The organism is Conexibacter sp. JCM 18997, assembly GCF_055391915.1.
The window spans coordinates 588,912-613,038 of the sequence record NZ_AP043885.1 but is presented as its reverse complement, the minus strand read 5'-3'; the positions used below and the strand labels follow the sequence as shown (position 1 = coordinate 613,038).

The window sequence follows — 24,127 nt, the reverse complement described above, 5'->3', positions numbered from 1 at the left end:
ACATGCAGCAGCTCCTGCTGTTCGTCCTGCTGGGCCTCGGTTCGGGGGCGCTCATCGCCGGCCTCGCGCTGTCGGTGGTGCTCACCTACCGGGGCTCCGGGATCATCAACATCGCGACCGGCGCCATGGCGATGTTGTCGGGCTACTGCTACTGGGCGCTGAAGACGGGCGAGATCGGGGGCGGCATGTCGACCGCTCCCGCGCTCGTGCTCACGCTGGTCTACACGCTGGTGGTCGGGGCGCTGATCGAGCTGATCGCGTTCCGACCGCTGCGCAACGCCTCGCCGCTGGCCAAGCTGGTGTCGTCGCTGGGCGTGCTGCTGATCGCCCAGGCCTCGATGCTGCTGGCCTTCGGCACGACCCAGAAGCCCCAGCCGCCGATCCTGCCGACCAGGGTCGTGCACGTCCTCGGGGCGATCGTGCCGCTGGACCGGTTCCTGCTGGCCGGCATCGTGATCGTGATCGCGCTGCTGCTGATGGCGCTGTACCGCTGGAGCCGGTTCGGCCTGGCCACGCGCGCCGCCTCGGAGAACGAGGTCAACGCGATGCTGGCCGGTCTGTCGGCCAACCAGCTGTCGATGATCAACACGCTGCTGGCCAGCGTCGTGGCCGGCTCGGTCGGCGTGCTGGCCGCGTCGATCACCCAGCTGGACTCGGTCTCGCTGCCGCTGCAGGTGGTGCCGGCGCTGGCCGCCGCGCTGCTGGCCCGGCTGACCTCGTTCGGCATCGCCGCCGCCGCCGGGATCGGCATCGGGATCATCAACTCGCTGCTGGACTACTTCTCGACGCAGAGCTGGTTCCCCACCTCCGACGGCGTTCCGCTCCCGGGCGTCAAGGAGCTCGTCGCCTTCCTGATCATCATCACCGCGATGTTCCTGCGCGGCAACGCGCTGCCGGGCCGCGGTGAGCTGATCGAGCAGCGGCTGCCGTTCGTGCCCCGCCCGCAGCGGCTGGCCGCGCCCGCGATCACCGCGCTGATCATCGGCGCCGCGTGCTTCATGGTGTTCCCGTTCGACTTCCGCCAGGCGCTGATCAACACCCTGATCGGCGTGGTCATGGCGCTCTCGCTGGTGGTCATCACCGGGTTCGTCGGGCAGATCTCCGTCGTCCAGCTGGCCCTGGCCGGCGTGTCGGGGTTCACGGTGTCGCACCTCGCGGTCGACGCGGGGATCGGCTTTCCGCTGGCGCCGCTGGCCGGCGCGCTGCTCGCGGTGCTGCTGGGGTTGATCACCGCCGTCTCGGCGCTGCGCGTGCGCGGCGTGGCCCTGGCGGTGGTGACGCTCGGTGCCGCGGTGGCGATCGCCCAGTTCGGCTTCAACAACAGCATCTGGGGCGGCGGCGACAGCGGCTCGCCCGTGCCCGAGCCGCACCTGTTCGGCTGGGACCTGGGCCCGCGCTCGGGACTGCACGGGCTGACCGAGGGGCTGCCCAGCCCGATGTTCGGCTTCGTCGTGCTGCTGGTCACGGTCGGGATGTGCCTGCTGGTCGCCTCGCTGCGGCGGGGCGACTTCGGCCAGCGGATGCTCGCGGTGCGCTCCAACGAGCGCGCCGCCGCGGCCGCGGCGATCGACGTGCGCATGGTCAAGCTGATCGCCTTCTCGATCAGCGCGGGCATCGCGGGCGTGGCCGGCGCGCTGTACGCCTACAACTTCGGCTCGGTCAGCGCCAACCGCTTCAGCGCGCTGACCGCCCTGGCGCTGATCGCCTTCGCCTACGCGGGCGGGATCACGCTGGTGTCCGGCGCGGTCTTCGCCGGGCTGATCTCGACCGAGGGGCTGTTCCCCCACGCCATGGACAAGTGGCTGGGGATCAACGGCAACTGGTTCCTGCTGTTCGGCGGCGTGATCCTGATCTTCACGCTGATCCAGCACCCCGAGGGCGTGGCCGGCGCGTTCTACAAGACGCTGCACAAGCGGCGACGACCGTCGGCGCCCGAGGTGCGCGGCGGCCGGGTCATGGCCGAAGCGCAGGTGGAGCGATGACCGCGGTGCTGGAGACCTCCGGCCTGTCGGTCCGCTTCGGCGGCGTGCACGCGCTCAGCGACGTGCACCTCCACGTGGGTGAGGGTCAGCTCGTCGGCCTGATCGGGCCCAACGGTGCCGGCAAGACGACGTTCGTCGACGCGGTCTGCGGGTTCGTGGGCTGCAGCGGCGACCTCGCCCTCGACGGCCGCTCGCTCGTGGGACTCTCCCCCCACGAGCGAGCCCGCCGCGGCCTGGCCCGCACCTGGCAGGCCAGCGAGCTGTTCGACGACCTGACCGTGCGCGAGAACCTCAACGTGGCCGCGCGCCGGCCGTCCGCGTGGACCGTCGTGCGCGAGCTGTTCCAGGCCGATCCCCCGGCGGCCCCCTCGGTGGAGACGGCGCTGGCGCTGGTCGACATGGAATGGGCCGCGGACGCGATGCCCAGCGACCTGTCGCAGGGGCAGCGCAAGCTCGTCGGCGTGGCCCGCGGCGTCGCCATGAGCCCGCGCCTGCTGTGCCTGGACGAGCCGGCCGCCGGCCTGGACACGTCCGAGAGCGAGGACCTCGGGCGGCGCCTGCGCGGCCTGGCCGACGAGGGCAACGCGATGCTCCTGATCGACCACGACATGGGCCTGGTGCTGAGCATCTGCGACGTGATCTTCGTGCTCGAGTTCGGCCAGCTGATCGCGGCCGGGCCGCCCGACGAGGTGCGCCGCGATCCCAAGGTCGTCGAGGCGTACCTGGGCAGCGCCGCCAGCGAGGTGATCGAATGAGCGAGGCCGTCCTGTCGATCGAGTCGATCGACGCGGGCTACGAGGGCGCGACCGTCCTGCGCAACCTGGACCTGACCGTCGGTGCGGGCGAGGTGATCGCCCTGCTCGGCGCCAACGGCGCCGGCAAGACGACGACCCTGCGGGCGATCTCCGGGATCGTGCACCCGTCGTCGGGCCGCATCGGCCTGTCGGGCCGGGACCTGCGCAAGATCTCCATCAGCGGCCGCGCGCGCATGGGCATCGCCCACGTGCCCGACTCGCGCGGCGTGTTCTTCGGCCTGACCGTGGCCGAGCACTTCCGCCTGGGCCACCGCGGCGAGAAGCTCGACGCCGAGGTCGCCTATCGGTACTTCCCGGCGCTGGCCGAGCTGCAGGACCGGCGCTGCGGCCTGCTGTCGGGCGGCGAGCAGCAGATGCTCGCCGTGGCCCGCAACCTGGCCCGCCATCCGCGCCTGCTCCTGCTGGACGAGCTCAGCCTCGGCCTCGCGCCGCTGATCGTCGAGCGTCTCCTGCCGGTCGTGCGCCAGTACGCCGACGACAGCGGCTGCGGCGTCCTGCTCGTCGAGCAGCACGTCCAGCTCGCGCTGGCCATCGCCGACCGCGGCTACGTGCTCTCCCACGGGCGCGTGGTCCTCCAGGACGACGCCGCCGCGCTGCGCGACAACCGCGAGCTGCTGATGGCCAGCTACTTCGGCGAGCAGGCCGCCGAAGGGCTCTAGCTGACGAGCTCCTCGAGCACGCGCCCGTCGGCGTGGATCTCCAGCAGGCGCAGCTCGCCGGGACCGGGGTTGGTGAACGCGTGCGGCGTGCGGGCGGGCAGCGTGAGCGCGACCCCGGTGGTCAGCGGCAGGTCGGCGTCGCCGGCGTGCGCGACGCCCTCCCCCGCCTCGACCAGCACGACCTCGTCGTAGGGATGGCGATGGGCGGCGCGGGTGGCGCCCGGAGCGAGCGACGCGCGCACGAGCGTCACGCCGATCAGCCCGTGCGCGAACCCCTCCAGCGCCGCACCCGGGATCACCGCGGGCGCCGACGGATCATCGGAGCGCTGCAGCTCGGTCTCCCGCGCGACCGGGTCGAACCACGCGTTCTCCGGCGTGGCGATCCCGTCGACCCGCAGCAGCGCGGCCAGCACCTCGGCGTCGGTCGACGTCGCCATGATGATCCGCTTGAAGGTCCCGTAGTCCACGCGCATGCGCGCGAGCGCCGTGCGGTCCACCGGGCACGGATGCACGAACGTCCCGATCGTGCCCGCCATCTTGGCCCGCGCCTTGTCGATCATCCGGGGCAGCCACACGTAGCCGCCCAGCGTCTCGTCCATCCCGCGCGGCTCGCTCGTCGTCAGGTCGATCGTCGCGGCGCTCATCCCCTCATGGTTGCGCATTCGCGTTGCTTGTCGGATTTGTGGCCGTAGCGGGAACAAATCCGACAAGCAACGTGCTGGGCCGTGTCGCTCAGGCCGGCGTGTCGAGCGTGCGCAGCATCGGGTCGACGAGCGCCAGCACGTCGTCCAGCGCGGCCGCGCCCAGCTCGGGCAGCAGGCCGTTGCTGCGCAGCAGCGTCAGGCCCGTGGCCACGGCGACGGCGATCTCGGCCCGCAGCGCGGGATCGGGCACGTCGCGGCGCTCGAGCTCCTCGACCAGCGGCCCGAGCACGCGCGTCTGCAGGATCGCGGCGATCTGGTCGCGCACCTCGGGCGTCGGGTCGGCCGTGACCAGCGCGCGGCGCATCGGCGTCGAGCCGCGCGTGTCCCAGCGCTCGAGCATGTCGCGCACGGCGGCGGCCGGCGGGCGGTTGGCGCACGGGATCGGCCGCAGCATCTCCGGATCGGCCAGGACGGCCAGGTACAGACCCTCCTTGCCGCCGAAGTAGCGGGCGATCAGCGCCGCGTCCACCCCGGCCCGCTCGCCGATCTCGCGGATCGTGGCGCGCTCGAACCCGCGCTCGTCGAACAGCTCGGCCGCGGCGTCCAGCAGCGCCTGGCGGGAGGCCTGCGCGTCGTAGTGGCGCTTGGCCGAGATAGGGGTGTCGGGCTTTGTCATCAGGCGATGTCAGTGTATGATGACAAATCTTCCGCCCGCCCGCTCCACCTCTCTTCCTCTCATGCCGTCACGCACCGGACGCCCTCGTCCCCACTATCGCCTGAGCTTCAGCGTCCTCGCCGTCGCCGCGGCCTCCTACTCGCTGATGCAGTCGCTCGTCGCTCCGGCGCTGCCCGAGATCCAGGACCAGCTGCACACCTCGGCCACCGCGGCCGCCTGGATCCTCACCGCGTACCTGCTCAGCGCCTCCATCTTCACGCCGATCCTCGGTCGGCTGGGCGACATGTTCGGCAAGGAGCGGATGCTCGTCGTCGCGCTCAGCGTGCTGCTGCTTGGCACCGTCGTCTGCGCGCTGGCCACGAGCATCGTGCCGATGCTCCTCGGCCGCGTGCTGCAGGGCGCTGCGGGAGCGCTCTTCCCGCTGGCCTTCGGCATCATCCGCGACGAGTTCCCGGCCCTGCGCGTGGCCGGCGGCATCGCGCTGATCTCCGCGCTGCTCGGCGTGGGCGGCGGCCTGGGCATCGTCCTGGCCGGCCCGATCGTCGACGCGCTCGGCTACCACTGGCTGTTCTGGCTGCCGCTGACGCCGATCGCCTTCTCCCTCGTCGGCGCGATCTTCTGGGTGCCCGAGTCGCCGGTGAAGACGCCGGGCCGGGTCAACTGGGTCGGTGCGGCGCTGCTGTCGGCCTGGCTCATCTGCGGCCTGCTCGGCATCACCCAGGGCCCGACCTGGGGCTGGCTGGATCCGCGCGTCGTGGCGCTGGTCGCCGCCGCCGCCGCGCTGGCCTGGCTGTGGATCGTCAACGAGCGTGCGGCCCGGGAACCGCTGGTCGACATGCGGATGATGGCGATCCGCGGCGTCTGGACCGTCAACCTCGCCGCGTTCCTCGTCGGCGCCGGCATGTACAGCTCCTTCGTGCTGATCCCGGAGTTCGTCGAGACGGCGAAGTCCGCCGGCTACGGCTTCGGGGCCAGCGTCACCGGAGCGGGGCTGTTCATGCTCCCGTCGACGGTGACGATGCTCATCGCCGGCCCGATCGGCGGCCGCCTGTCCAACAAGGTCGGGCCGCGCGCGCTGCTGGTCGCCGGCTGCGCGTTCCTGATGGTCAGCTTCCTGATGCTGGCGCTGATGCACGACGCCGCCCTCGACATCTACATCGCGGCCGCCCTGCTGGGCTTCGGTGTCGGCCTCGCTTTCGCGGCGCTGGCCAACCTGATCGTCGAGGTCGTGCCACCGTCGCAGACCGGCGTGGCCACCGGGATGAACACCGTCATGCGCACGATCGGTGGCGCGGTGGGCACGACGGTGGGCGGCGCGCTGATCACCGCCACGGTCGTCGGTGCGGCCTCCCCCACCGAGTCGGGCTTCACGGCGGCGTTCATGGTGTCGGCGGGAGCGGGCGTCCTGGCCCTCCTGGCCGCGCTGCTCGTGCCGCGGCGGCCGAGCGAGGCGCTGTCCGGCGCCACGCTGGCCGTCGAAGGCACCTAGCTTCCTGGGTCGCCGGCGTGCGCGCGCTTGCGCCGCGCGACCACCGGAACCAGCGGCGCCCACACCCGCTCGCGCAGACACCCCGCCCACACGCCCAGGCCGTAGGCGGCGTCGTCGGCCAGGCACAGCGCCGCCCAGCGCGCCGGGTCCAGTCGCGGACGCCGGCGGGCCCACTCGGCCAGCGGCGGCGCCAAGGTCAGGGCCAGCCCGGCGGGGCGGCTGCGCCGGTGCAGCAGCAGCGCGACGAGCGCGGCCGGCGCCAGCTGGGCCAGCGCGTGACCGGCACCCTGCACGGCGTAGCCCACGCCGCGCACCGGCCAGGTGGCCGGCTCCCACCCCGGGACGCCGGCGGCCCGCGCCCGGCGCAGCGCCATCACCGACTCGAACACGAGCAGCGCCGCCGCCGGCCGCGGCCGCCGGGCCAGCAGGCACGCGGCGGGCCCGACCGACCACGGTTCCAGAACCAGCGGGGCCATCCGGCCGGGATGCCGACGGGCCAGCGCCGCGGCGGACGTCCCGTAGCGGTAATGGCGCGCCATCAGGTCCCGCCAGCGCTCGGGCTCGCGATGCTCGACGCAGACGGCCGGCTCGTAGCGCACGGCGTGGCCCTGCTCATGCAGGCGCCAGACCAGATCCACGTCCTCGCCGTAGCGCAGCCGATCGTCGAAGCCGGCGTCCAGCGCGCTGCGGCGGACCACCAGCGCGGCGGTGGGGACGTAGGACACGCGCCCCATCGGGACCATGCGCGCGGGTGCCGGGCCGAGGTCCAGCGGCGAGCGGTCCGCGGCGAACGCGGCCAGCGCACCGGGCGCGGCGGCCGGACGGATGCGCGGCGCGACGGCGGCCACCTGCGGATCGGCGAAGTGGCCGAGGAGCCCGGCCAGCCAGTCCGCGGCGGGCCGGCAGTCGCTGTCCAGGAAGGCGACGAGCGGCGTGTCGACCAGCGCCAGGCCGGCGTTGCGCGCGCTCGCCGGGCCCCCGCTGGTCTCCAGTCGCACCAGGCGCGCGCCGTGGCGGGAACAGACCTCGGCCACCGCGGCCGGGTCGCGCGAGCCGTCGTCGACCACGATCGCGGGCGCGGCGGCACTCCTCAGACAGGCGTCGAGCAGCGCCGTCCGATCGCGGACGGGCACGACGACTGTCACGTCGTCAACGCCGGCGGGAGGTGGGGCCGGATGGGCCAACCCACCGTCCACGAGCGTGCGGGCCAGGCGACGCGCGGCGTCGCTCGGACCCGGGCCGCGATCCTCCATCGCCGCCACGGCCGCGGCCCCGGAGGCCGACAGCCGCAGGATGCGCATCGGCTGCCCGCCGACCAGCACGCGTCCCCCGGCCAGCACCCGCACCCCGGCGTCCAGCCGCAGCGGCAGGTCGGCCGGGAACGCCGTCACAGCGCGAGACCGCCGTCGACCGGGATCGTCGCCCCGGTCACGGCGGCGCCCTCCGGCCCGGCCAGCCAGACCAGCGCGGCGGCGATCTCGTCGGGCTCGAGCAGGCGCTCCAGCGGCTGCTGGGCCGAGAACGCCTCGGCGCTCTCCAGGTCGTACAGGCGCGCGCTCTCGTCGAGGATGCGCGTCGCGGTCGAGCCGGGTGACACCGCGTTGGCGGTCACGCCCGTCCCCCGTAGCTCGGCGGCCAGCCCACGCACGAGCCCCGCCACCCCGGCCTTGGCCGCGCAGTAGGCCGCCAGCATCGGCAAGCCGCGCGTCGCGGCGGTCGAGGCGACGGCCAGGAAGCGGCCGGAGCGCGGCTGCGGGCGGCGCAGCAGGGCGGGCACGCCAGCGCGTGCCGCGGCCAGCACGCCACCGAGGTTGACGTCGATCACCGCCTGCTCCTGCTCGATCGGCACCTCCCACAGCGGCACGCCGCCGGCGATCACGCCGGCCACGGCGATCACCGCGTCCAGGCCGCCGAAGCGCTCCTCGGCGGTGGCCACCGCGGAGGCCATCAGCGCCGCGTCGGTCACGTCGCCGATCACCGCCACCGCGTCGCGTGCGGCCGCCACGACGGCCTCGAGCTCGGCCTCGGTGCCCAGGCCGTAGGGCAGGCGCGGGTCGTCTGCGGCGAGGTCGACCGCGACGACCGACCAGCCCGCCGCGTCCAGGCCCGCCACCGTGGCCGCGCCGATGCCGCGGGCCGCGCCGGTGACCAGCGCGACGCGGGTCATGCCCACGCCCCAGGTCCGGCGGGCCAGTCGTCGACGACGCCGGCCAGGGCCGCGGTCGCGCGGGCCAGCAGGCGCTCGCCTTCGGCGGCGTCGGCACCCGTCGGGTCGCCGAGGATCCCGTTGTCGCTGACCGCGGCGACACCGCGCTCGCGCAGCGCGGGCAGCAGCGCGGCCAGCGGCCGCGTCGCGCCGGGCACCGCCCGGTCGGCGTGGACGCGCGCGGGATCGAGGGCCAGCATCACGGACGTCTCGATGTGACCGGCGTGGGCGTCGCCCTCCCACACCCGAGCCGGCGACCAGGCCCACACATCGCGGTCTTCGCCGCGCAGACGCTGGACGGCGCGCGTGACCGCGGGCTCGTTGCCGCCGTGGGCGCAGATCAGCAGCACCCGACCGAAGGTCTGCGTGGCCGAGCGCACGAGCTCGACGACGACGAGCTCGATCGCCTCCTGCCCGATCGACAGGGTCCCGGCGAACGCGCCGTGCTCGCCGCTGGAGCCGTAGGGCATCGCCGGCGCAGTGACGACGTCGGGTCGCGCCTGCGCCAGCCGCTGGGCCAGCGCCGCCGCGATGTCGGTGTCCGTGGAGAGCGGCAGATGCGGACCGTGCTGCTCGGTGGCTCCCAGCGGGATGACGAGCACCGCCTCGGTGGCCTCGAGCTCGGTCCAGGTGCGGTCGGCCAGCGCGGTCACGTCGCGACCGTGGGCGTCGCCTCTCCGAGCGCGCGCTCGAACCCGGGCGCGATCACCAGGTCCGCGGGCGTCAGGTCGTGGATCGAGGTGTGACCCAAGCCGCGCAGCGTCGCGTCCATGCCGCCCCGCAGCACGTCCAGGACGTTCTCCACGCCGGCCTGGCCGTTGGCCGCCAGCCCCCACAGGTAGGCGCGGCCGATCATCACCGCGCGGGCGCCGAGCGCGAGGGCCTTGACGACGTCGCTGCCGCGGCGGATGCCGCCGTCGAGCAGCACCTCGACCTGGTCGCCGACCGCGTCGGCGATGGCCGGCAGCGCCCGGATCGACGCCGGGGTGCCGTCGATGTTGTTGCCACCGTGGTTGGAGACGGAGATCGCGGTGGCGCCGGCCTCGACGGCCCGACGCGCTTCATCGACACGGATCACGCCCTTGACCATGAACGGGCCGTCCCACTGCTCGCGCAGCCAGGCGATGTCCTCCCAGGTGGGTGGCGGCGTGCCCATCCACTCGCCGTAGGCGCCGAAGAACCCGGGCGGCGCCTCACCGCCGACGGCCATGTTCGGGACGGTCAGGTCCGGGAGCGCGCGCGTGCGCGCGTAGTCCAGCAGCCACCGCGGGTGGCGCAGGCCGTCGGGCGCGAAGTCGCGGATCGCGCGCCAGTCCAGCCGCTCGGGGATCGATGGGCTGCCCCAGTCGCGACCGTGGGAGAACGACCAGTCCAGCGTGGCGATCACGCCGACGGCGCCCGCTGCCCTGGCCCGCTCCAGCCGCGCGACGATCTGCTCGCGCGAGCCGCACCAGTACACCTGGAAGAACGTCTGCGGGTTCGCCGCGACGACCTCCTCGACCGGCTTGCTGGCGAAGCTGCTGAGGCCCATCGCGGTGCCCCGCGCTGCGGCGGCGCGCGCCACCGCCACCTCGCCGTCCGGGTGCACGGCCTGCACGCCGGTGGGCGAGATGAGCACCGGCAGCGAGATGTCCTGGCCCATCACGCTCGTGGCCATCTCACGCCCGGCCGACTGGCCGGCGGTCCGCGGCGCGAACCCGAGCTCGTCGAAGGCCGCGAGGTTGTCGCGCAGCGTCACGCCCTTCTCCGCGCCGGCCACCAGCGCGCCGTAGACCGACGCGGGCAGCCGCTTCTTGGCCCGTCGTTCGGCGACGGCGACCGTCTCGAACCAGCCGCCGGCCATCAGGCGACGGGCTCGAAGCCGGCCAGCGGGTTCTCGTCGCAGGCCCGGTCGGGGCGCTCGCGACGGGGCCGGACCTTGGAATGGTCGACCGACGGCTTGGGCACGGACTTGGTGATGCTCAGCCCGGCCAGCGCCGACTCGCCGTGCCCGAGCACGCACTCGGGGTCCGGGCCGTCGAGCGGCAGGCCGGTGAAGAACTTCGCCGCCATGCAGCCGCCTCGGCAGGAGTCGAAGAACTGACAGCCCGAGCAGGCGCCGCCACCCTGGGGCTCGCGCAGCTGCAGGAACAGGTCCGACTCCCGCCACACGTGCTGGAAGCCGCCCGGCGAGCGCACGTTGCCGGCCAGGAACGAGTCGTGGATGGCGAACGGGCAGGCGTACACGTCGCCCACCGGATCGATCAGGCAGACCACGCGCCCGGCGCCGCACAGGTTCAACCCGGGCAGCGACTCGCCGTAGGCGGCCAGGTGGAAGAACGAGTCGCCGGTCAACACGCGGTCGCCGTTGGCCATCAGCCAGTCGTACAGCTGGCGCTGCTGGGCGGCGGTCGGGTGCAGCTCGTCCCACACGTCGGCGCCGCGCCCGGAGGGCCGCAGCCGCGTGATGCGCAGCTGCGCGCCGTAGCGCTCGGCGATCGCCTGGAAGTCGTCGAGCTGGTCGACGTTCTCGCGGGTGACGACGACCGACACCTTGAAGCCGGCCATGCCCGCCGCGTGCAGCCGCTCCATCGCGGTGATCGCGGTGTCGAACGATCCCGGCCCGCGCACGCGGTCGTTGACCGCCGCGGTGGCGCCGTCGAGCGAGATCTGCACGTCGACGTAGTCGCTGCCGGCCAGGCGCTGGGCGATCTCTTCGGTGATGCGGCTGCCGTTGGTGGAGAACTTCACCCCGACCTGATGGGCCGTGGCGTAGTCCAGCAGCTCCCAGAAGTCCTTGCGCACCGTCGGCTCGCCGCCGCCGATGTTCACGTAGAAGACCTGCATGCGCTGGAGCTCGTCGATGATGCCCTTGCACTCGTCGGTGCTCAGCTCGCGCGGGTCGCGGCGGCCGGAGCTGCTCAGGCAGTGCACGCACGCGAGGTTGCACGCGTAGGTCAGCTCCCAGGTCAGGCAGATCGGCGCGTCCAGGCCGCGCTCGAAGTGGTCGACCAGGCGCCCGACGGGCGCCGGCGCGGAGGCGACTGCGGTGGGCGGTGTCATGCCGCCTGCTCCCGCTCCACGATCATGTGCGTGTCGGCCAGCGTGCCCAGCGCCTGGGCGTAGCGGGGCAGCTCGCCCTCGTCGACGCCGGCCGCGCGACAGGCCTCCAGGCCCGTCGGGTGGTCACCCAGCGCTTGGACGACCCGCAGCAGCGTCGGGCTCTTCAGGAAGGACAGCCGGCGCGTGCCGAAGTGGTAGGCCAGCGCGCCGAAGGGCTCCGGACGCAGCGCGACGCTGGCGTCCAGGGCCCACGGCCGGGCCAGGTCGATCGTGGACATCCGCGGCGGCCTAGTAGACGCCGCACATGCCGTCGATCGAGACGTCCTCGACGAGCAGCTCCTCTTCGACGAGCACGGGCTCGGCGTCCTCGCGCGGGGCCTGCGCCTCGGTCTCGGGCGCGGCGACGGCGGTCGGGTCAGCATGCATGGGAAGCTCTCTCCTCACCAAGTGGTCAAATGCCGCCGTCATGATTACAGCATCGAGTGCCAAAAGCCAACCGTCGGGCGTGACGACGTGAGCGAGCGATGGGTCGGCGGTGCCCGAGGGCGGCCGCCGAGCACGAGCCGCGAGCAGGTCGCGCGGGTCGCGCTGGACCTGTTCGCCGAGCGTGGGTTCGAGGCGACAACGGTGGACGACGTGGCCGCGGCGCTGGGCGTCGGGCGGCGCACCGTGTTCCGGTACTTCCCGTCGAAGAACGACATGGTCTGGGGCGACTTCGACAGCGTCCTGGATCGCCTGCGGGCCGACCTGGCGGCGATCGGCGACGACGTCGGGGTGATGGAGGCGGTGGCGCGCGCAGCGGTGTCCTCCAACCGCTACCTGCCCGAGCAGTTGCCCGAGCTGCGCATCCGCATGACGCTGATCACCACCGTGCCGGCCCTGCAGGCGCACTCGATGCTGCGCTACGCCGCGTGGCGCGGCGTGATCGCCGAGTACGTCGCGTCCCGAACCGGCGGCGCCGCCGAGGATCTGATGCCTCAAACGGTCGCCCACGCGGCCCTCGGCGTGTCGACCGCTGCGTTCTCGTGCTGGGTCCACGACGCCGACCAGGACCTCGAACGCAACCTCGTCGAGGGCTACGGCGCGCTCGCCCACGGCTGGCCGACCCTGCCGAACGACCGACAGGCTCCGCCGTCCCGGACGTAGCTAGTCGGCGTAGGCCGTGCTGGCGCGGTCGACGCGGCCGCCCGGGCCGAAGCTGACCGTCAGGCTGTCGCCGTTCAGCGGCCACGCGTTGGCCTCGGGCCCGCCGATGGCCGGCGGGCCGAGCATGTCGAGCACCTCGGCCCGGCTGCGGCCGATCAGCGCGTCGCAGTCGATCAGCGTGTACGCCATCTGCGGGCGCTGGTCGATCTGCGTCGTCCAGCGTGCGTGGTCGAAGGCGAAGCGGTCGCAGTCGGCGTTGGTGGCCTCCACGGCGGCGCCGGCGACGGTGACGCCCAGCCCGGCCAGCACGACCAGGCCGGTGACCACGAGCCCGCCGACCTGACGCGGCGTCGGGCGCCAGACCGCCACGGCGGCGAACGCGACCGCCGCGCAGCCCAGCAGCAGCACGCCGAGGAAGGCGACCCACGTGCCGTCGACGCCCAGCGCCCGTGCGTCGGCCCAGGCCTGCCCGACCTCGACCGCGATCACCGCGCAGACGACGAGCTGCCCGACCGCGACCAGCGCCAGTCCCGCGGTGCCCCGCGCCCGCAGCGCCGGGTCGGCCAGGCCGAGGATCGAGCCCGTCATCGTCGCCGAGGCGGCGACGAGCAGGATGGCCAGCGTCGCGACCTGGCCGTCGCGGAAGGCCAGCGCGACCAGGATGCCCAGGCCCTGCACGCAGGCCAGGCACAACGCGACGGTCAGGGTGGCCATCCGCATGACTCAACCAACGCGAGGCGCCCGGCGAAGTTCCGCCGGGCGCGCCGCGCGCGTCAGTCCAGCAGCGCGTAGGCGGGCAGCGTGAGGAACTCGGGCATGTCGTCGCTGAGGGCGACCTGCTCGAACAGGGCGCGGGTCTCGTCGGGGCGGCCGGCCTGCCAGGTCTGCTCGTCGACGGAGGCGCGGATCGAGGCGATCTCCTCGTCCAGCAGCTCGGTGGCGAGCTCGCGGGTGATCACGCGCCCGTCGGTCAGGGTGGCGCCGTGGCGGATCCACTGCCACACCTGCGCGCGGCTGATCTCCGCGGTCGCCGCGTCCTCCATCAGGTTGTTCAGGCCGACCGCACCGCGACCGCCCAGCCAGAACGAGATGTACTGGAAGCCGACGTTGAGATCGTTGCGCAACCCGGCCTCGGTGATCTCCCCCGGCGTCGCGGCCAGATCGAGCAGCTCGGCGGCGGACACGTCGACCTCGTCGCGGCGGCGATCGATCTGGTTGGGCCGATCGCCCAACACCGCGTCAAACGCGGCCGTCGCCGTGGCCACCACATCCGGATGGGCGACCCAGGTGCCATCGAACCCGGCGGCGGCCTCGCGGTCCTTGTCGGCCTTGACCGCGGCGATCGCCCGATCGTTGGCCTCCACGTCCTTGCGCGACGGGATCAGCGCGGCCATCCCCCCCATCGCGAACGCCCCTCGCGCATGACACGTCTTGACCAGCAACTCGGTGTAGGCGCGCATGAACGGCACCGTCATCTTGATGTCCGTGCGATCCGGCAACACGAACTCGGGCCGGTCGCGGAACGTCTTGATGGCCGAGAAGATGTAGTCCCAGCGGCCCGCGTTCAGCCCGTAGGAATGCTCGCGCAGCTCGAACAGGATCTCGTCCATCTGAAACGCCGCCGGCAACGTCTCGATCAGCACCGTCGCGCGGAACGTGCCGGTCGCCATGCTCAGCGCCTCCTCCGCGAACGTCAGCACGTCGTTCCACAACCTGGCCTCGAGGTGGTGCTCCATCTTCGGCAGGTACAGATAGGCGCCGCGGCCCTGCCCGTGCAGCCGGGTCGCGCCGTGGAAGGCGAACAGGCCGAAGTCGACCAGCGACCCGACCGCCTCACGCCCACCGAACGACAGATGCCGCTCGGGCAGATGCCACCCCCGCGGCCGCGGCACCAACGTCGCCACCGTCTCGTTCAGCGCGTAGTGCCGGCCATCGGAGCTGTCATAGGTGATCGTCCCCTCGATCACGTCGATCAGGTTCACATGCCCGCCGACCTGGTTGCGCCACGTCGGCGAGTTGGCATCCTCGAAATCGGCCATGAACCCACGCGCACCCGAGTTCATCGCGTTGATCACCATCTTGCGATCCGTCGGCCCCGTGATCTCCACCCGCCGATCCAGATAGTCCGCCCGTGGGGCCGGCACCGACCAGTCCCCCGCCCGCACCTCCGCCGTCTCAGCCAGGAAGTCCAACGACCCACCCGCCGCAAGCTGCGCCCGCCGCTCCGCCCGCGCATCCAACAGCCCGTCACGCGTGCGCGCGAACCGGCCGTGCAGCTCCTCCAGGAAGGCCAGCGCCTGCGGCGTCAGGATCTCCTCACGCGACCGATCATCCAGCGTGGCATTGGCGGCGGTATCGGTGGTCATCGAGTGGTCACTCCGGCGTAGGCGCGGTCGAGGAACTGCATCGTGTGCAGCACGGGCAGGGGGCGGCCGAGCGCGCCCAGGTGCGCGCGCACCTGGGTCAGGCAGCCGATGTTGGCCGAGACGACGACGTCGGCGCCGCTGGCCAGCAGGTTGTTGGCCTTGCGCTCACCCAGGCGAGCGGCGACGTCGGGCTTCTCGACGTTGTAGGTGCCGGCCGACCCGCAGCACAGCTCCCACTCGGCCGGCTCGACGAGGCGGACGTTGGGGATCGCCCGCAGCAGCGAGCGCGGCTCGCGGCGCACGCCTTGGGCGTGGGCCAGATGGCAGGCGTCCTGGTAGGCCACGGCCACCTCGCCGTCCAGCGCGGGCGGCGCCTCGCGCAGCCCCAGCGCGGCCAGGAACACGGTCACGTCGACGACCCGCGCGGCCAGCGCCTCGGCGCGCGCCTCCTCGGGCTCGCCGGCGAAGAGCATCCCGTACTCGCGCATGCCCGACCCGCAGCCGGCCGCGGTGGTGATGACCGCGTCGGCGTCGAGGTCGAACGCGTCGAGGTTGTGGCGCGCGGTCGCGCGGGCCTGATCGAACGCGCCCGTGTGCGCGGCCAGCGAGCCGCAGCAGCGCTGCGCGCGCGGGATCAGCGTCTCGACCCCGTTGCGGGCCAGCACCCGCAGCGTGGCCCAGGCGATGTCGGGCTCGAGCACTTGCTGGGCGCAGCCCGACAGCAGCGCGACGCGCGCGCGGCGCTCGCCCTCGGCCGGGTGCACCTCGGGCAGCGGCTGGGCCTTGGGCAGGTCGTCGGGCAGCAGCCGCAGCATCGCCCCCATCGCCTCGGGCAGGCGGCCGGCCAGCGGCCGCGCCACGCGCCCCGCGCGGGCAGCGGCGCGGAAGCGACGCGGGTACGGGAGCGTGCGCAGGATCATCTCGCGCTCGACGCGGCGCATCGGTGGGCGCTTACGGCGCGCCTCGGCCCACCCGCGGAACGGGGTGATCAGCCCGCCGTAGTCGACGCCCGACGGGCACGCGGTCTGGCAGGCCTGGCAGCCGAGGCAGTTGTCGATGAAGGGCAGCGCGACCTCGAGCTCCATCGTGCCTTCGAGCACCTCCTTCATCAGGAAGATGCGCCCGCGGGGCGAGTCCATCTCCTCGCCCATGGTCGCGTAGGTCGGGCAGGTGGGCAGGCAGAAGCCGCAGTGCACGCAGGATCCGACCGCGCCGGCCATGCTCGGCCCCAGCGGCCCGAGCGTGTCGGTGGGAATCGTGTTGTGCATGCGGGCCTCTATGCCTCGGGGAAGCGGTGGTCAGGATCGAGCGCGGCGCGGATGCGCTGGGCGAACGCGCCCCCGCGCACGGCGCCCAGCACCGACGCGTTGCGCTCGCCGGTCAGGGTCATGCCGGCCAGGTCCAACGACCCCAGCACGGCGTCCAGGGCATCGAGCGCGTCGGGCGCATCGGGCCAGGCCACCCAGGCGACGTTGGCCGCGTTGGACAGGCGCCAGGCGGCGCCGGCGGCGTCCAGGGCCACGGCCAGCGCCGGGACCGACCGGGGCCGCAGGCCGACGCGCACGACGCGAGCGCCCTCGGGCACCCACAGCAGCTCGGACACGCCCTGCCAGTACGCCGTCTGCGCCGCCGGCTCGAGCGTCTCGGCCGCCAGGCCGACCAGCTCGGCCAGGCGCTGCGCGCGCGCGGCCAGCGGCGCGGCGCGCCCGCCCAGGCGGACGATCACCCGGCCGGGCGGCTCCAGCTCGATCGCGTCGGCCTCGATCGGGCCGCGCCCGAGCCGGGCGATCAGCGCCAGCGCCGCGGGCAGCCCGCCGGTCTCGAAGGCCAGCGTCGTGGTGGCCTGCGGCGCGGGCAGCACCTTCACCGACAGCTCGGCCAGGATCCCCAGTCGGCCGGCCGAGCCGACCAGCAGCTTGGGCAGGTCGAACCCGGCGGCGTTCTTGACCACGCGCCCGCCCGCGCGCACGAGCTGCCCGGTGCCGTCGACGAACTGCACGCCGAGCACGCAGTCGCGCACGCCGCCGTAGTGGTAGGCGCCCGGACCCGAGAGGCCCGCGGCCACGGTCCCGCCGAGCGTGGCGCCGCGGCGCACCAGCGGCGGATCGAAGGGCAGGTACTGGCCGTGGGCGCTCAGCGCGTCGGCCAGCTCGGCCAGCGGCGTGCCGGCGCGTGCGGTCAGGGTCAGCTCGGCCGGGTCGTACTCGACGATGCCGCGCAGGCCGCGCACGTCGAGCGCGACGGTGCCCGGCGGCGGGCTGCTCAGCGCGGGCTTGGTGCCGGCGCCGACGGCCAGCACGCTGGGCGCGGCCACGACGGCCTCGGCCAGCTCCTGTGCGGTCTCCACGGCCACCGCGCTCACGCGACCACGGCCTCGGGCGCCGCCGGCAGCATCTTGCCGCGGTTGGCCAGCTCGGCCGGGTCCACGGACGCGCGCACGCGGCGCATCAGCGCCAGGTCCTCCGGCGCGAACATCAGCTCCAGGTAGGCCAGCTTCTCGACGCCGACCCCGTGCTCGCCGGTGATCGAGCCGCCCAGCCGCACGCACAGCGCCAGGATCTCGCCGGCCAGCGCCTCGGCCCGCTCCAGCGCGCCCTCCTGGCTGCCGTCGAACAGGATCAGCGGGTGCAGGTTGCCGTCGCCCGCGTGGAACACGTTGGCCACGCGGATGCCGGTCTGCGCCGACATGCGCGCGATGTCGGCCAGCGCCTCGCCCAGGCGGGTGCGGGGCACGACGCCGTCCTGGACGATGTAGTCGGGCGACAGCCAGCCGACCGCGGAGAACGCGCTCTTGCGGCCCTTCCAGATCAGCGCGCGCTCGTCGGGGTCCTCGGTGGTCACGACCTCGCTGGCGCCCGACTGCTCCAGCAGCGCGCGCAGCGGCGCCTTGTCGGCGTCGACGACGTCGCGCTCGCCCTCCAGCTCGACGATCAGCAGCGCCGCGCCCTTGGGGTAGTTCGGCTTGACCGACGCCTCGGCGGCCTCGATGGCCAGCGCGTCCATGATCTCCATGGCCACCGGCAGCATGCCCGCGGCGATCACCGAGGCGACGGCGTCGCCGGCGGCCTCGAGGCTGCCGTAGACGGCCAGCGCCGTGTGCACCGACTCGGCCACCGGCACCAGCCGAACGGTGATCTCCAGGGCGATCCCCAGCAGGCCCTCCGAACCGCAGAACATGCCGGTCCAGTCGGGCCCGACCGGCTCGGTGCTGTCGCCGCCCAGCTCGACCAGCTCGCCGTCGGGCAGCACCGCGCGGATCCCCAGCACGTGGTTGGCCGTCATCCCGTGGCGCAGGCAGTGCGCGCCGCCGGAGTTGAAGGCCACGTTGCCGCCGATCGTGCAGACCGACTGGCTGGAGGGATCGGGCGCGTAGGCCAGGCCGTGGGCCGCGGCCGTGTCGGAGATGCGCAGGTTGATCGTGCCGGGCTCGACCACCGCGATGCGCTCGTCGGGGTCGATGCGCAGGACGCGGTCGAGCCGGTTCAGGGCGATCAGCACGCCGCCCTCGGGCGGCAGCGAGCCGCCCGACAGCGAGGTGCCGCTGCCCCGGGCCACGAACGGGACGCCGTGGCGATGGCAGGCCTGCACGACCCGCACCACCTCGTCGGCGGACTCGACCACCACGACGGCCAGCGGCCGGCGGTGGAAGGCGGTCAGCGCATCGGAGCCGTAGACGGCCATCTCGGCCGTGGACGTGAGCAGGCGCCGGCCCAGCCCGAGGGCCGCGAGATCGGCCAGCAGCGGCGTCGTCGAGGTGTTAGATGCGACTTGCATCTATGCTGTTGTGCCACACGCGCCGGGCGCTGTCAAGGATTGGATATAGATGCAACATGTCGGCAACCGCCACCGCCTACGCCTACGCCAAGCAGGGGATCCTCGAAGGTCGACTCGCCGGTGGCGAGCTGATCAGCGAGGGTGAGGTCGCCGCTCAGCTCGGTCTCAGCCGCACGCCGGTGCGCGAGGCCTTCCTGCTGCTGGAGGCCGAGGGCCTCCTGCGTCTCTACCCGAAACGCGGCGCGTTGGTCGTCCCCGTGTCGGCCACCGAGGTGTCCAGCGTGATGGAGACGCGCGTGCTGGTCGAGACGTTCGCGATCAACCGCGCGGCCCGGAGCGGCAGCGACCTGTCCGGCGCGCTCAGCGCCGCCATCGCCGCGCAGGAACGCTGCGTGCGCGACGGCGACCCGGCCGGCTTCGTCGAGGCCGACCGGGAGTTCCACCGGCTGCTGGTCGACGCCGGCGGCAACCCGATCCTGCTGTCGCTGTACGACTCGCTGCGCGACCGCCAGGCCCGCATGGGCCTGGCCGCGATGGCCCGCAGCGACGCGCGCACACGCCAGATCCTCGACGAGCACCGCGCGATCGCCGCGGCGGTGACCGAGGGCCGCGCCGCCGACGCCGTCGCCGCGCTCACCGCGCACCTGGCCGAGACGTTGCGCCTGCTGCGCGAGCAGCCGGCCGGCTGACGGGCGGCCGTCAGCCACGCAGGAACCGATCGACGGCCGCGACGAACGCGTCGGGCTGCTCGTCGACGACGAAGAACCCGCCCTCGGCCAGCTCCTCGTAGGTGATCCGGTCCGACAGCTCGGCCGCCTGCTCGCTCTGGTCGCGCAGCATCTCGCGCGGCCCGGCCAGCGACAGCATCGGCACGGGCAGCTGCTCCAGCAGCGCCGTGATGTCCGCCCGGCCCAGCGCGTGGTGCGCCTCGGCCCGCCGCTCACCGGTCTGCAGCACCTCGGTGATCGAGCGCACGACCACGTCGGGCAGCGGGGCGCCGTCGGCGCGATCCCAGAACCACTTCCAGCGCGCGATCACCTCACCCGCCGAGCGGTCGTAGGCGGGCGGCGCCTCGGTGGCCATCGCCTGCGCGGCGGCCTCGTCCATCAGCGGGACCCCCCACCCGACGATGCGCCCGACCCGGTCGGGGTGCGCCGCGGCCAGGGCGGCGGCGACGGCCACGCCGGCGTGATGTCCGACCAAGTCGTATTGCGCCACTCCAAGTGCCTGAGCGGTCGCGGCCACGACCGCGGCGTAATCGGACACGGTCGGCGCACCGGACGGCCACGGGTCCGACGTGCCGTGGCCGGGCAGGTCGAGTGCGATCACGTCGTAGCCCCGCGCGGCAAGGCCCGGCAGCACCGGATCCCACATGGCGTGGCTGGACGGCGACTGGTGCAGCAGGAGCAGCCCGCGGCCGCCGCCGGCGCGCCGATAGTGCACCTGTCCGGTCGGCGTCATCGCATACCCGCGATGCGGCGTGGCGGGCGGAATGTCTGACGTCGTCATCGACGTGTGCCTCCGATCGGTAGACGTTGTTCCCGTCCGTCGCGAAGGACAGATAGGGTGGCGCTGTGGCCGCGACCCCACAGACCAAGAGCCCCGTGTCGGTCCAGCGCGTGCGCAAGGCCTACGAGCAGGTCGCCGACCAGCTGCGGGAGCTGATCCTCGGCGGCGAGCTGAAGCCCGGCATGCGCCTGCCCACCGAGGTCAACCTCGCGCACGAGTTCGGCGTCAGCCGCGCGACGGTGCGCGAGGCGCTGCGCCTGCTGGCGGCCGAGCGGCTGATCGAGACGTCCAAGGGCACCGGCGGCGGCAGCTTCGTGACCGTGCCCAGCGTCGACCACATCTCGCAGTTCCTGCACGCCAACATCAACCTGCTGACCGCGCAGCAGGAGGTCTCGCTGGACGAGTTCCTCGAGCTGCGCGAGCTGCTCGAGGTCCCGGCCGCCCGCCTGGCCGCCAGCCGCGGCGACGTCGACATCCTGCACCGGCTGGACCTGGCCACGCCGGAGGGCAAGCTCGGCCTGACCCACAGCGAGCAGTTCGGGTTCAACAAGGAGTTCCACTCGATCCTCGTCGAGGCCTCCGGGAACACGCTGCTCTACGTCGCCGCCCAGCCGATCTTCACCGTGCTCCAGACCGCCCTGCAGCGCACCGCGCTCGGGCCCGCCTTCCACGAGCAGGTCCACCGCGACCATCAGCGCATCGAGGCCGCCGTGCGCGAGGGCGACGCCGACCGGGCCGAGCGCGAGATGCGCGAGCACCTGGCCTTCCTGCGCCCCCAGTACGAGCGCGTCTGGCGTCACGCCCGGCGGCGCGCCGACGACACCGCGGCCTGAGGCCGGACCCACCGGCGCTCAGGCTCCGGCCAGGCGCTCGAGCTGGTCGATCATCCCGTCGACCCCCTCGCGCTCGGCGTCGATGAAGTAGCAGGCGACCTCGTCGATGCCGTCGCCCCGCAGCGCGGTGATCTGCGCCTTCGCGGTCGCCGCGTCGTTGACGATCGACAGGCGCGCGCACATCTCGTCGCTGATCGCCGCGACCGCGGCGTCCTGGTCGCGGCGCTCCCATGCGGCGGCGACAGCGTCCATCTCCGCCCCGAAGCCCTGACGGCGGAAGTGCGCGCGGTAGGCCTTCGACGACCCGTACCAGGCCAGCTCGCGGCGCATCCACCCCCACGCGGCCTCCCGGTCGCGGTCGATCGCGATGCGCACGTAGGCGACGAGCTTGGCGCGGCCCTTGCGCTGCGCGATGCCGGCCAGGTGCTTGCGCGAGGAGAGCGTCAGGATGATGCCGTCCGCGCAGCGGGCGCCCAGCTCGACGGCCTTCGGCCCCAGCGCGGCGACGTAGATCGGCGGCGCCGGCACGCCGGTGACCGTGTGGTGGAACCCGTGCGAGCGCACCCAGCGCCCGTCGAAGGGCTGGCCCGCCCACGCCGCCCGGGTCGCGCGGATGGTCTCCTCCAGCTGGTCGAGCAGCCGGTTGGCGTCCTGGCCGTGCCAGCCGGCGACGATCGCCGGCGTGGAGGCGCCCAGGCCCAGCACCGCCCGGCCACCGGACAGGCCCTGCAGCGTCGCCGCGCCCATGGCCATCAGCGGCGGCGTGCGCGTGGCCACCGGGATCACGCCCGTGCCCAGCCGGATGCGCTCGGTCACCGGCGCCGCGGCGCAGGCCAGGCCGATCGCGTCGGCCCCCGCGATCTCGGTGAACCAGGCGGTCCCCAGCCCGAGCTCGTCGGCCCGCCGGGCCAAGCGCAGGTACTCGGGCAGAGGCTGCGGGTAGCGCGTCGGGAGGACGACGCCGATGCCGTCCGTCACGCCAGGCGCTCGACGATCATCGCCTGGCCCTGCCCGCCGCCCACGCACATCGTCTCCAGGCCGTAGCGGCCGCCGGCGATGTCGAGGTCGTTGAGCAAGGTGGTCATGATCCGCGCGCCGGTCATGCCGAACGGATGCCCGAGCGCGATCGCCCCGCCCCGCGGGTTCAGCCGCGGGTCGTCGGCGTCGCTGCCCAGCTCGCGCATCACCGGGATCACCTGGGCGGCGAACGCCTCGTTGAGCTCGATCGCGTCGAGGTCGTCCAGCGTCAGGCCCGCCCGGGTCAGCGCGCGGCGGACCGCCTCGACCGGGCCCATCCCCATCAGGGTCGGATCGAGCGCCGACACCGCCGAGGCGACGATCCGGGCGCGCGGCTGCAGCCCGAGCTGCTCAGCGCGCCGTTCGGAGACCACCAGCAGCGCGGCGGCGCCATCGTTCAACGGCGAGGAGTTGCCGGCGGTGACCGAGCCGGCCTCGTCGACCACCGGCTTGAGCTGGGCCAGCCCCTCCAGCGTCGAGGACGCGCGGGGCCCGTCGTCGACGGCGACCGTGACGCCCTCGGGCGTGGTCACGGGCACGATCTCGGCCGCGAAGCTGCCGTCGGCCTGCGCGGCGACCGCGCGCTCCTGGCTGCGCTGGCTGTAGGCGTCCATCTCCGCCCGCGAGATGCCGTAGCGCTCGGCCACGATCTCGGCGGTCTGGAGCATGGGCATGAACGCGTCGGCGATCACGTCGGCGCTCTGGCCGGTGTCCAGGCGCGGGTTCAGCGGCGCCAGGTCCAGGCCGCGGCCGACCCGGCTGACCGACTCCACACCGGCCACCACGTACGCGTCACCCTCCCCCGCGCGGACCGCGTGGTCGGCGCTGCGCAGCGCCTGCAGCGACGACGCGCAGGCGCGCGCCACGGTGTAGGCGGGCGTCGTGTCGGCCAGCCCGCTGAGGAAGACGACCTGACGGGCGACGTTGTAGCCCTGCTCGCCCCACGGGTACGCGCACCCGCAGATCAGCTCGTCGATGCCCGCCGCCTCGACCGCCGGGTGGCGGTCCAGCACCGCACGCACGACGCCGCCGACCAGGTCGTCGGCGCGGATCGTGGTCAGCGAGCCCTTGTAGGCGCGCCCGATCGGCGAGCGTGCCGCGTCGACGATGACCGCTGCGCCAGCGCTCATGCGGGCGCCCGCCAGCCGCGCCCCTTGATCAGGTAGACGTGCTCGCCGTCCAGCAGCCGCTCACCATCGCTGTTGATCACCGTCACGCGGATGCGCACGATCGCCTTCTCCCCGCGCTTGGGCTCGATCGACGTGACCTCGAAGCGCGGGGTGATCGTGTCACCGATCAGCGCCGCACGCTGGAACGTGGTGCGCTGCTCGACGAACGCGAGCATCGAGTCGTCCAGCTCGATCGAGATCGCCGAGCCGCCCAGCGCGGTCATCGAGGCCAGCAGCAGCCCGTGCGTGACGCGCTTGCCGAACGGGTGCTGGGCCGCGTAGTGATCGTCGTAGTGGATCGGGTGGTTGTCGCCCGTCAGCCCGGCGAAGGCGAAGAAGTGGGCGTCGTTGAGGGTCCGCGACGGGGACTCCCACGTCTCGCCCACGACGAAGTCCTCGTAGAAGCGCTGCTGCGTCACGACGCCAGCACCGCGACGAACTCGATCTCGATCAGCGCCCCGGGGCGCAGCAGGCCCGCGACCTGCACGCCGGTGGCGGCCGGGAACACGTCGCCGAAGAACTCGCGGCGGACCTTCGCGGTCCCGTTGTAGCCCTCGGTGGTGGTGAAGAAGTCGCGCGTCATGACCACGTCGGCCATCGACCCGCCCGCCACCTCCAGCACGTGCTTGGCCTTCTCGAAGATGTACCGCGTCTGGCCGACGATGTCGCCCGGGCAGGCGATCTGGCCGTCGTCGGTGGACGCGGTCATGCCCGACAGGTACAGGTGGTCGCCCGCGCGCACGGCCGGCGCGAACGTGTAGCCCTTGAAGTGATCCCAGCCGACGTCGAGGACCTCCATG

Annotated in this window: 26 protein-coding genes; 7 read left to right on the top strand and 19 right to left on the bottom strand. The window is 73.5% G+C overall.

Translation table 11 applies throughout. The features are described 5' to 3' along the window. The first annotated feature begins 2 nt into the window (after positions 1-2). From ACZ5UI_RS03210 to ACZ5UI_RS03200, 3 genes are read left to right on the top strand one after another with little or no spacing between them, the layout of a single operon-like run. Positions 3-1,982, top strand: coding sequence for an ABC transporter permease (locus ACZ5UI_RS03210; RefSeq protein ID WP_464194150.1), 1,980 nt, complete (start codon positions 3-5; stop codon positions 1,980-1,982). Then, positions 1,979-2,737 (top strand): ABC transporter ATP-binding protein, encoded by a 759-nt coding sequence (locus tag ACZ5UI_RS03205; RefSeq protein ID WP_464194148.1) that lies wholly within the window; start codon positions 1,979-1,981, stop codon positions 2,735-2,737. The genes ACZ5UI_RS03210 and ACZ5UI_RS03205 overlap by 4 nt, the downstream gene beginning before the upstream one ends. Next, positions 2,734-3,456, top strand: coding sequence for an ABC transporter ATP-binding protein (locus ACZ5UI_RS03200; RefSeq protein ID WP_464194146.1), 723 nt, complete (start codon positions 2,734-2,736; stop codon positions 3,454-3,456). The genes ACZ5UI_RS03205 and ACZ5UI_RS03200 overlap by 4 nt, the downstream gene beginning before the upstream one ends. On the opposite strand, the gene ACZ5UI_RS03195 is transcribed toward ACZ5UI_RS03200, so the two are convergent. Then, positions 3,453-4,100, bottom strand: coding sequence for a DUF5069 domain-containing protein (locus tag ACZ5UI_RS03195; RefSeq protein WP_464194144.1), 648 nt, complete (start codon positions 4,098-4,100; stop codon positions 3,453-3,455). The two genes, ACZ5UI_RS03200 and ACZ5UI_RS03195, sit on opposite strands and share 4 nt — an antisense overlap. Positions 4,101-4,188: 88 nt before the next feature. Next, entirely contained in the window at positions 4,189-4,776 is a 588-nt protein-coding gene (locus ACZ5UI_RS03190; RefSeq protein ID WP_464194142.1) for a TetR/AcrR family transcriptional regulator, read from the bottom strand. Between the two features lie 61 nt (positions 4,777-4,837). Here ACZ5UI_RS03190 and ACZ5UI_RS03185 point away from each other — a divergent pair, with 61 nt between their 5' ends. Continuing rightward, entirely contained in the window at positions 4,838-6,265 is a 1,428-nt protein-coding gene (locus ACZ5UI_RS03185) for an MFS transporter (protein ID WP_464194140.1), read from the top strand. On the opposite strand, the gene mftF is transcribed toward ACZ5UI_RS03185, so the two are convergent. From mftF to mftA, 7 genes are read right to left on the bottom strand one after another with little or no spacing between them, the layout of a single operon-like run. Continuing rightward, positions 6,262-7,656, bottom strand: coding sequence for a mycofactocin biosynthesis glycosyltransferase MftF (mftF, locus tag ACZ5UI_RS03180; protein WP_464194138.1), 1,395 nt, complete (start codon positions 7,654-7,656; stop codon positions 6,262-6,264). The two genes, ACZ5UI_RS03185 and mftF, sit on opposite strands and share 4 nt — an antisense overlap. Next, positions 7,653-8,432 (bottom strand): mycofactocin-coupled SDR family oxidoreductase, encoded by a 780-nt coding sequence (locus ACZ5UI_RS03175; protein WP_464194136.1) that lies wholly within the window; start codon positions 8,430-8,432, stop codon positions 7,653-7,655. The genes mftF and ACZ5UI_RS03175 overlap by 4 nt, the downstream gene beginning before the upstream one ends. Then, positions 8,429-9,124, bottom strand: a complete 696-nt coding sequence (mftE, locus tag ACZ5UI_RS03170; protein ID WP_464194134.1) for a mycofactocin biosynthesis peptidyl-dipeptidase MftE — start codon at positions 9,122-9,124, stop codon at positions 8,429-8,431. Before mftE ends, ACZ5UI_RS03175 begins: the two co-directional genes overlap by 4 nt. Then, entirely contained in the window at positions 9,121-10,314 is a 1,194-nt protein-coding gene (mftD, locus tag ACZ5UI_RS03165; RefSeq protein ID WP_464194132.1) for a pre-mycofactocin synthase MftD, read from the bottom strand. Before mftD ends, mftE begins: the two co-directional genes overlap by 4 nt. Further along, entirely contained in the window at positions 10,314-11,513 is a 1,200-nt protein-coding gene (gene mftC, locus ACZ5UI_RS03160; RefSeq protein ID WP_464194130.1) for a mycofactocin radical SAM maturase, read from the bottom strand. Before mftC ends, mftD begins: the two co-directional genes overlap by 1 nt. Next, complete coding sequence (mftB, locus tag ACZ5UI_RS03155; protein ID WP_464194128.1) at positions 11,510-11,791, bottom strand: mycofactocin biosynthesis chaperone MftB; 282 nt, start codon at positions 11,789-11,791, stop codon at positions 11,510-11,512. The genes mftC and mftB overlap by 4 nt, the downstream gene beginning before the upstream one ends. Positions 11,792-11,801: 10 nt before the next feature. Further along, positions 11,802-11,939, bottom strand: coding sequence for a mycofactocin precursor MftA (gene mftA / locus ACZ5UI_RS03150; protein ID WP_464194126.1), 138 nt, complete (start codon positions 11,937-11,939; stop codon positions 11,802-11,804). 87 nt (positions 11,940-12,026) lie between these two features. On the opposite strand from mftA, the gene mftR reads away from it, so the two are divergent. Next, positions 12,027-12,659, top strand: a complete 633-nt coding sequence (mftR, locus tag ACZ5UI_RS03145) for a mycofactocin system transcriptional regulator (RefSeq protein ID WP_464194124.1) — start codon at positions 12,027-12,029, stop codon at positions 12,657-12,659. On the opposite strand, the gene ACZ5UI_RS03140 is transcribed toward mftR, so the two are convergent. Genes ACZ5UI_RS03140 through ACZ5UI_RS03120 form a run of 5 tightly spaced genes read right to left on the bottom strand, consistent with a single transcriptional unit; the run spans position 12,660 to position 18,799 of the window. Beyond that, positions 12,660-13,379: a hypothetical protein gene (locus ACZ5UI_RS03140; protein WP_464194122.1), complete on the bottom strand. Its 720-nt coding sequence runs from the start codon at positions 13,377-13,379 to the stop codon at positions 12,660-12,662. It abuts the gene before it with no gap. A 53-nt stretch (positions 13,380-13,432) separates the two neighbouring features. After that, on the bottom strand, positions 13,433-15,025 hold the full coding sequence (gene aceB / locus ACZ5UI_RS03135; RefSeq protein WP_464194120.1) for a malate synthase A: 1,593 nt from the start codon (positions 15,023-15,025) through the stop codon (positions 13,433-13,435). Continuing rightward, positions 15,022-16,293, bottom strand: coding sequence for a (Fe-S)-binding protein (locus tag ACZ5UI_RS03130; RefSeq protein WP_464194118.1), 1,272 nt, complete (start codon positions 16,291-16,293; stop codon positions 15,022-15,024). The genes aceB and ACZ5UI_RS03130 overlap by 4 nt, the downstream gene beginning before the upstream one ends. Positions 16,294-16,301: 8 nt before the next feature. Then, positions 16,302-17,387 (bottom strand): FAD-binding protein, encoded by a 1,086-nt coding sequence (locus tag ACZ5UI_RS03125; RefSeq protein WP_464194116.1) that lies wholly within the window; start codon positions 17,385-17,387, stop codon positions 16,302-16,304. After that, positions 17,384-18,799, bottom strand: a complete 1,416-nt coding sequence (locus ACZ5UI_RS03120; protein ID WP_464194114.1) for an FAD-binding oxidoreductase — start codon at positions 18,797-18,799, stop codon at positions 17,384-17,386. Before ACZ5UI_RS03120 ends, ACZ5UI_RS03125 begins: the two co-directional genes overlap by 4 nt. Before the next feature lie 56 nt (positions 18,800-18,855). Between ACZ5UI_RS03120 and ACZ5UI_RS03115 the strand changes: the two genes are divergently transcribed. Continuing rightward, positions 18,856-19,488, top strand: coding sequence for a GntR family transcriptional regulator (locus ACZ5UI_RS03115; protein ID WP_464194112.1), 633 nt, complete (start codon positions 18,856-18,858; stop codon positions 19,486-19,488). Between the two features lie 10 nt (positions 19,489-19,498). Here ACZ5UI_RS03115 and ACZ5UI_RS03110 read toward each other — a convergent pair whose 3' ends face one another. Next, a complete protein-coding gene (locus ACZ5UI_RS03110) occupies positions 19,499-20,260 on the bottom strand; it encodes an alpha/beta fold hydrolase (RefSeq protein ID WP_464194110.1) in 762 nt (253 codons plus the stop codon). Positions 20,261-20,373: 113 nt separating this feature from the next. On the opposite strand from ACZ5UI_RS03110, the gene ACZ5UI_RS03105 reads away from it, so the two are divergent. Beyond that, complete coding sequence (locus ACZ5UI_RS03105; RefSeq protein ID WP_464194108.1) at positions 20,374-21,141, top strand: FadR/GntR family transcriptional regulator; 768 nt, start codon at positions 20,374-20,376, stop codon at positions 21,139-21,141. A gap of 18 nt (positions 21,142-21,159) precedes the next feature. Here ACZ5UI_RS03105 and ACZ5UI_RS03100 read toward each other — a convergent pair whose 3' ends face one another. Genes ACZ5UI_RS03100 through ACZ5UI_RS03085 form a run of 4 tightly spaced genes read right to left on the bottom strand, consistent with a single transcriptional unit; the run spans position 21,160 to position 24,126 of the window. Further along, positions 21,160-22,119, bottom strand: coding sequence for an LLM class flavin-dependent oxidoreductase (locus ACZ5UI_RS03100; protein WP_464194106.1), 960 nt, complete (start codon positions 22,117-22,119; stop codon positions 21,160-21,162). After that, complete coding sequence (locus tag ACZ5UI_RS03095; RefSeq protein WP_464194104.1) at positions 22,116-23,288, bottom strand: acetyl-CoA C-acyltransferase; 1,173 nt, start codon at positions 23,286-23,288, stop codon at positions 22,116-22,118. The genes ACZ5UI_RS03100 and ACZ5UI_RS03095 overlap by 4 nt, the downstream gene beginning before the upstream one ends. Then, positions 23,285-23,746 (bottom strand): MaoC family dehydratase, encoded by a 462-nt coding sequence (locus tag ACZ5UI_RS03090; RefSeq protein WP_464194102.1) that lies wholly within the window; start codon positions 23,744-23,746, stop codon positions 23,285-23,287. Before ACZ5UI_RS03090 ends, ACZ5UI_RS03095 begins: the two co-directional genes overlap by 4 nt. Continuing rightward, a complete protein-coding gene (locus ACZ5UI_RS03085) occupies positions 23,743-24,126 on the bottom strand; it encodes a RidA family protein (protein ID WP_464194100.1) in 384 nt (127 codons plus the stop codon). The genes ACZ5UI_RS03090 and ACZ5UI_RS03085 overlap by 4 nt, the downstream gene beginning before the upstream one ends. Position 24,127 lies beyond the last annotated feature (1 nt).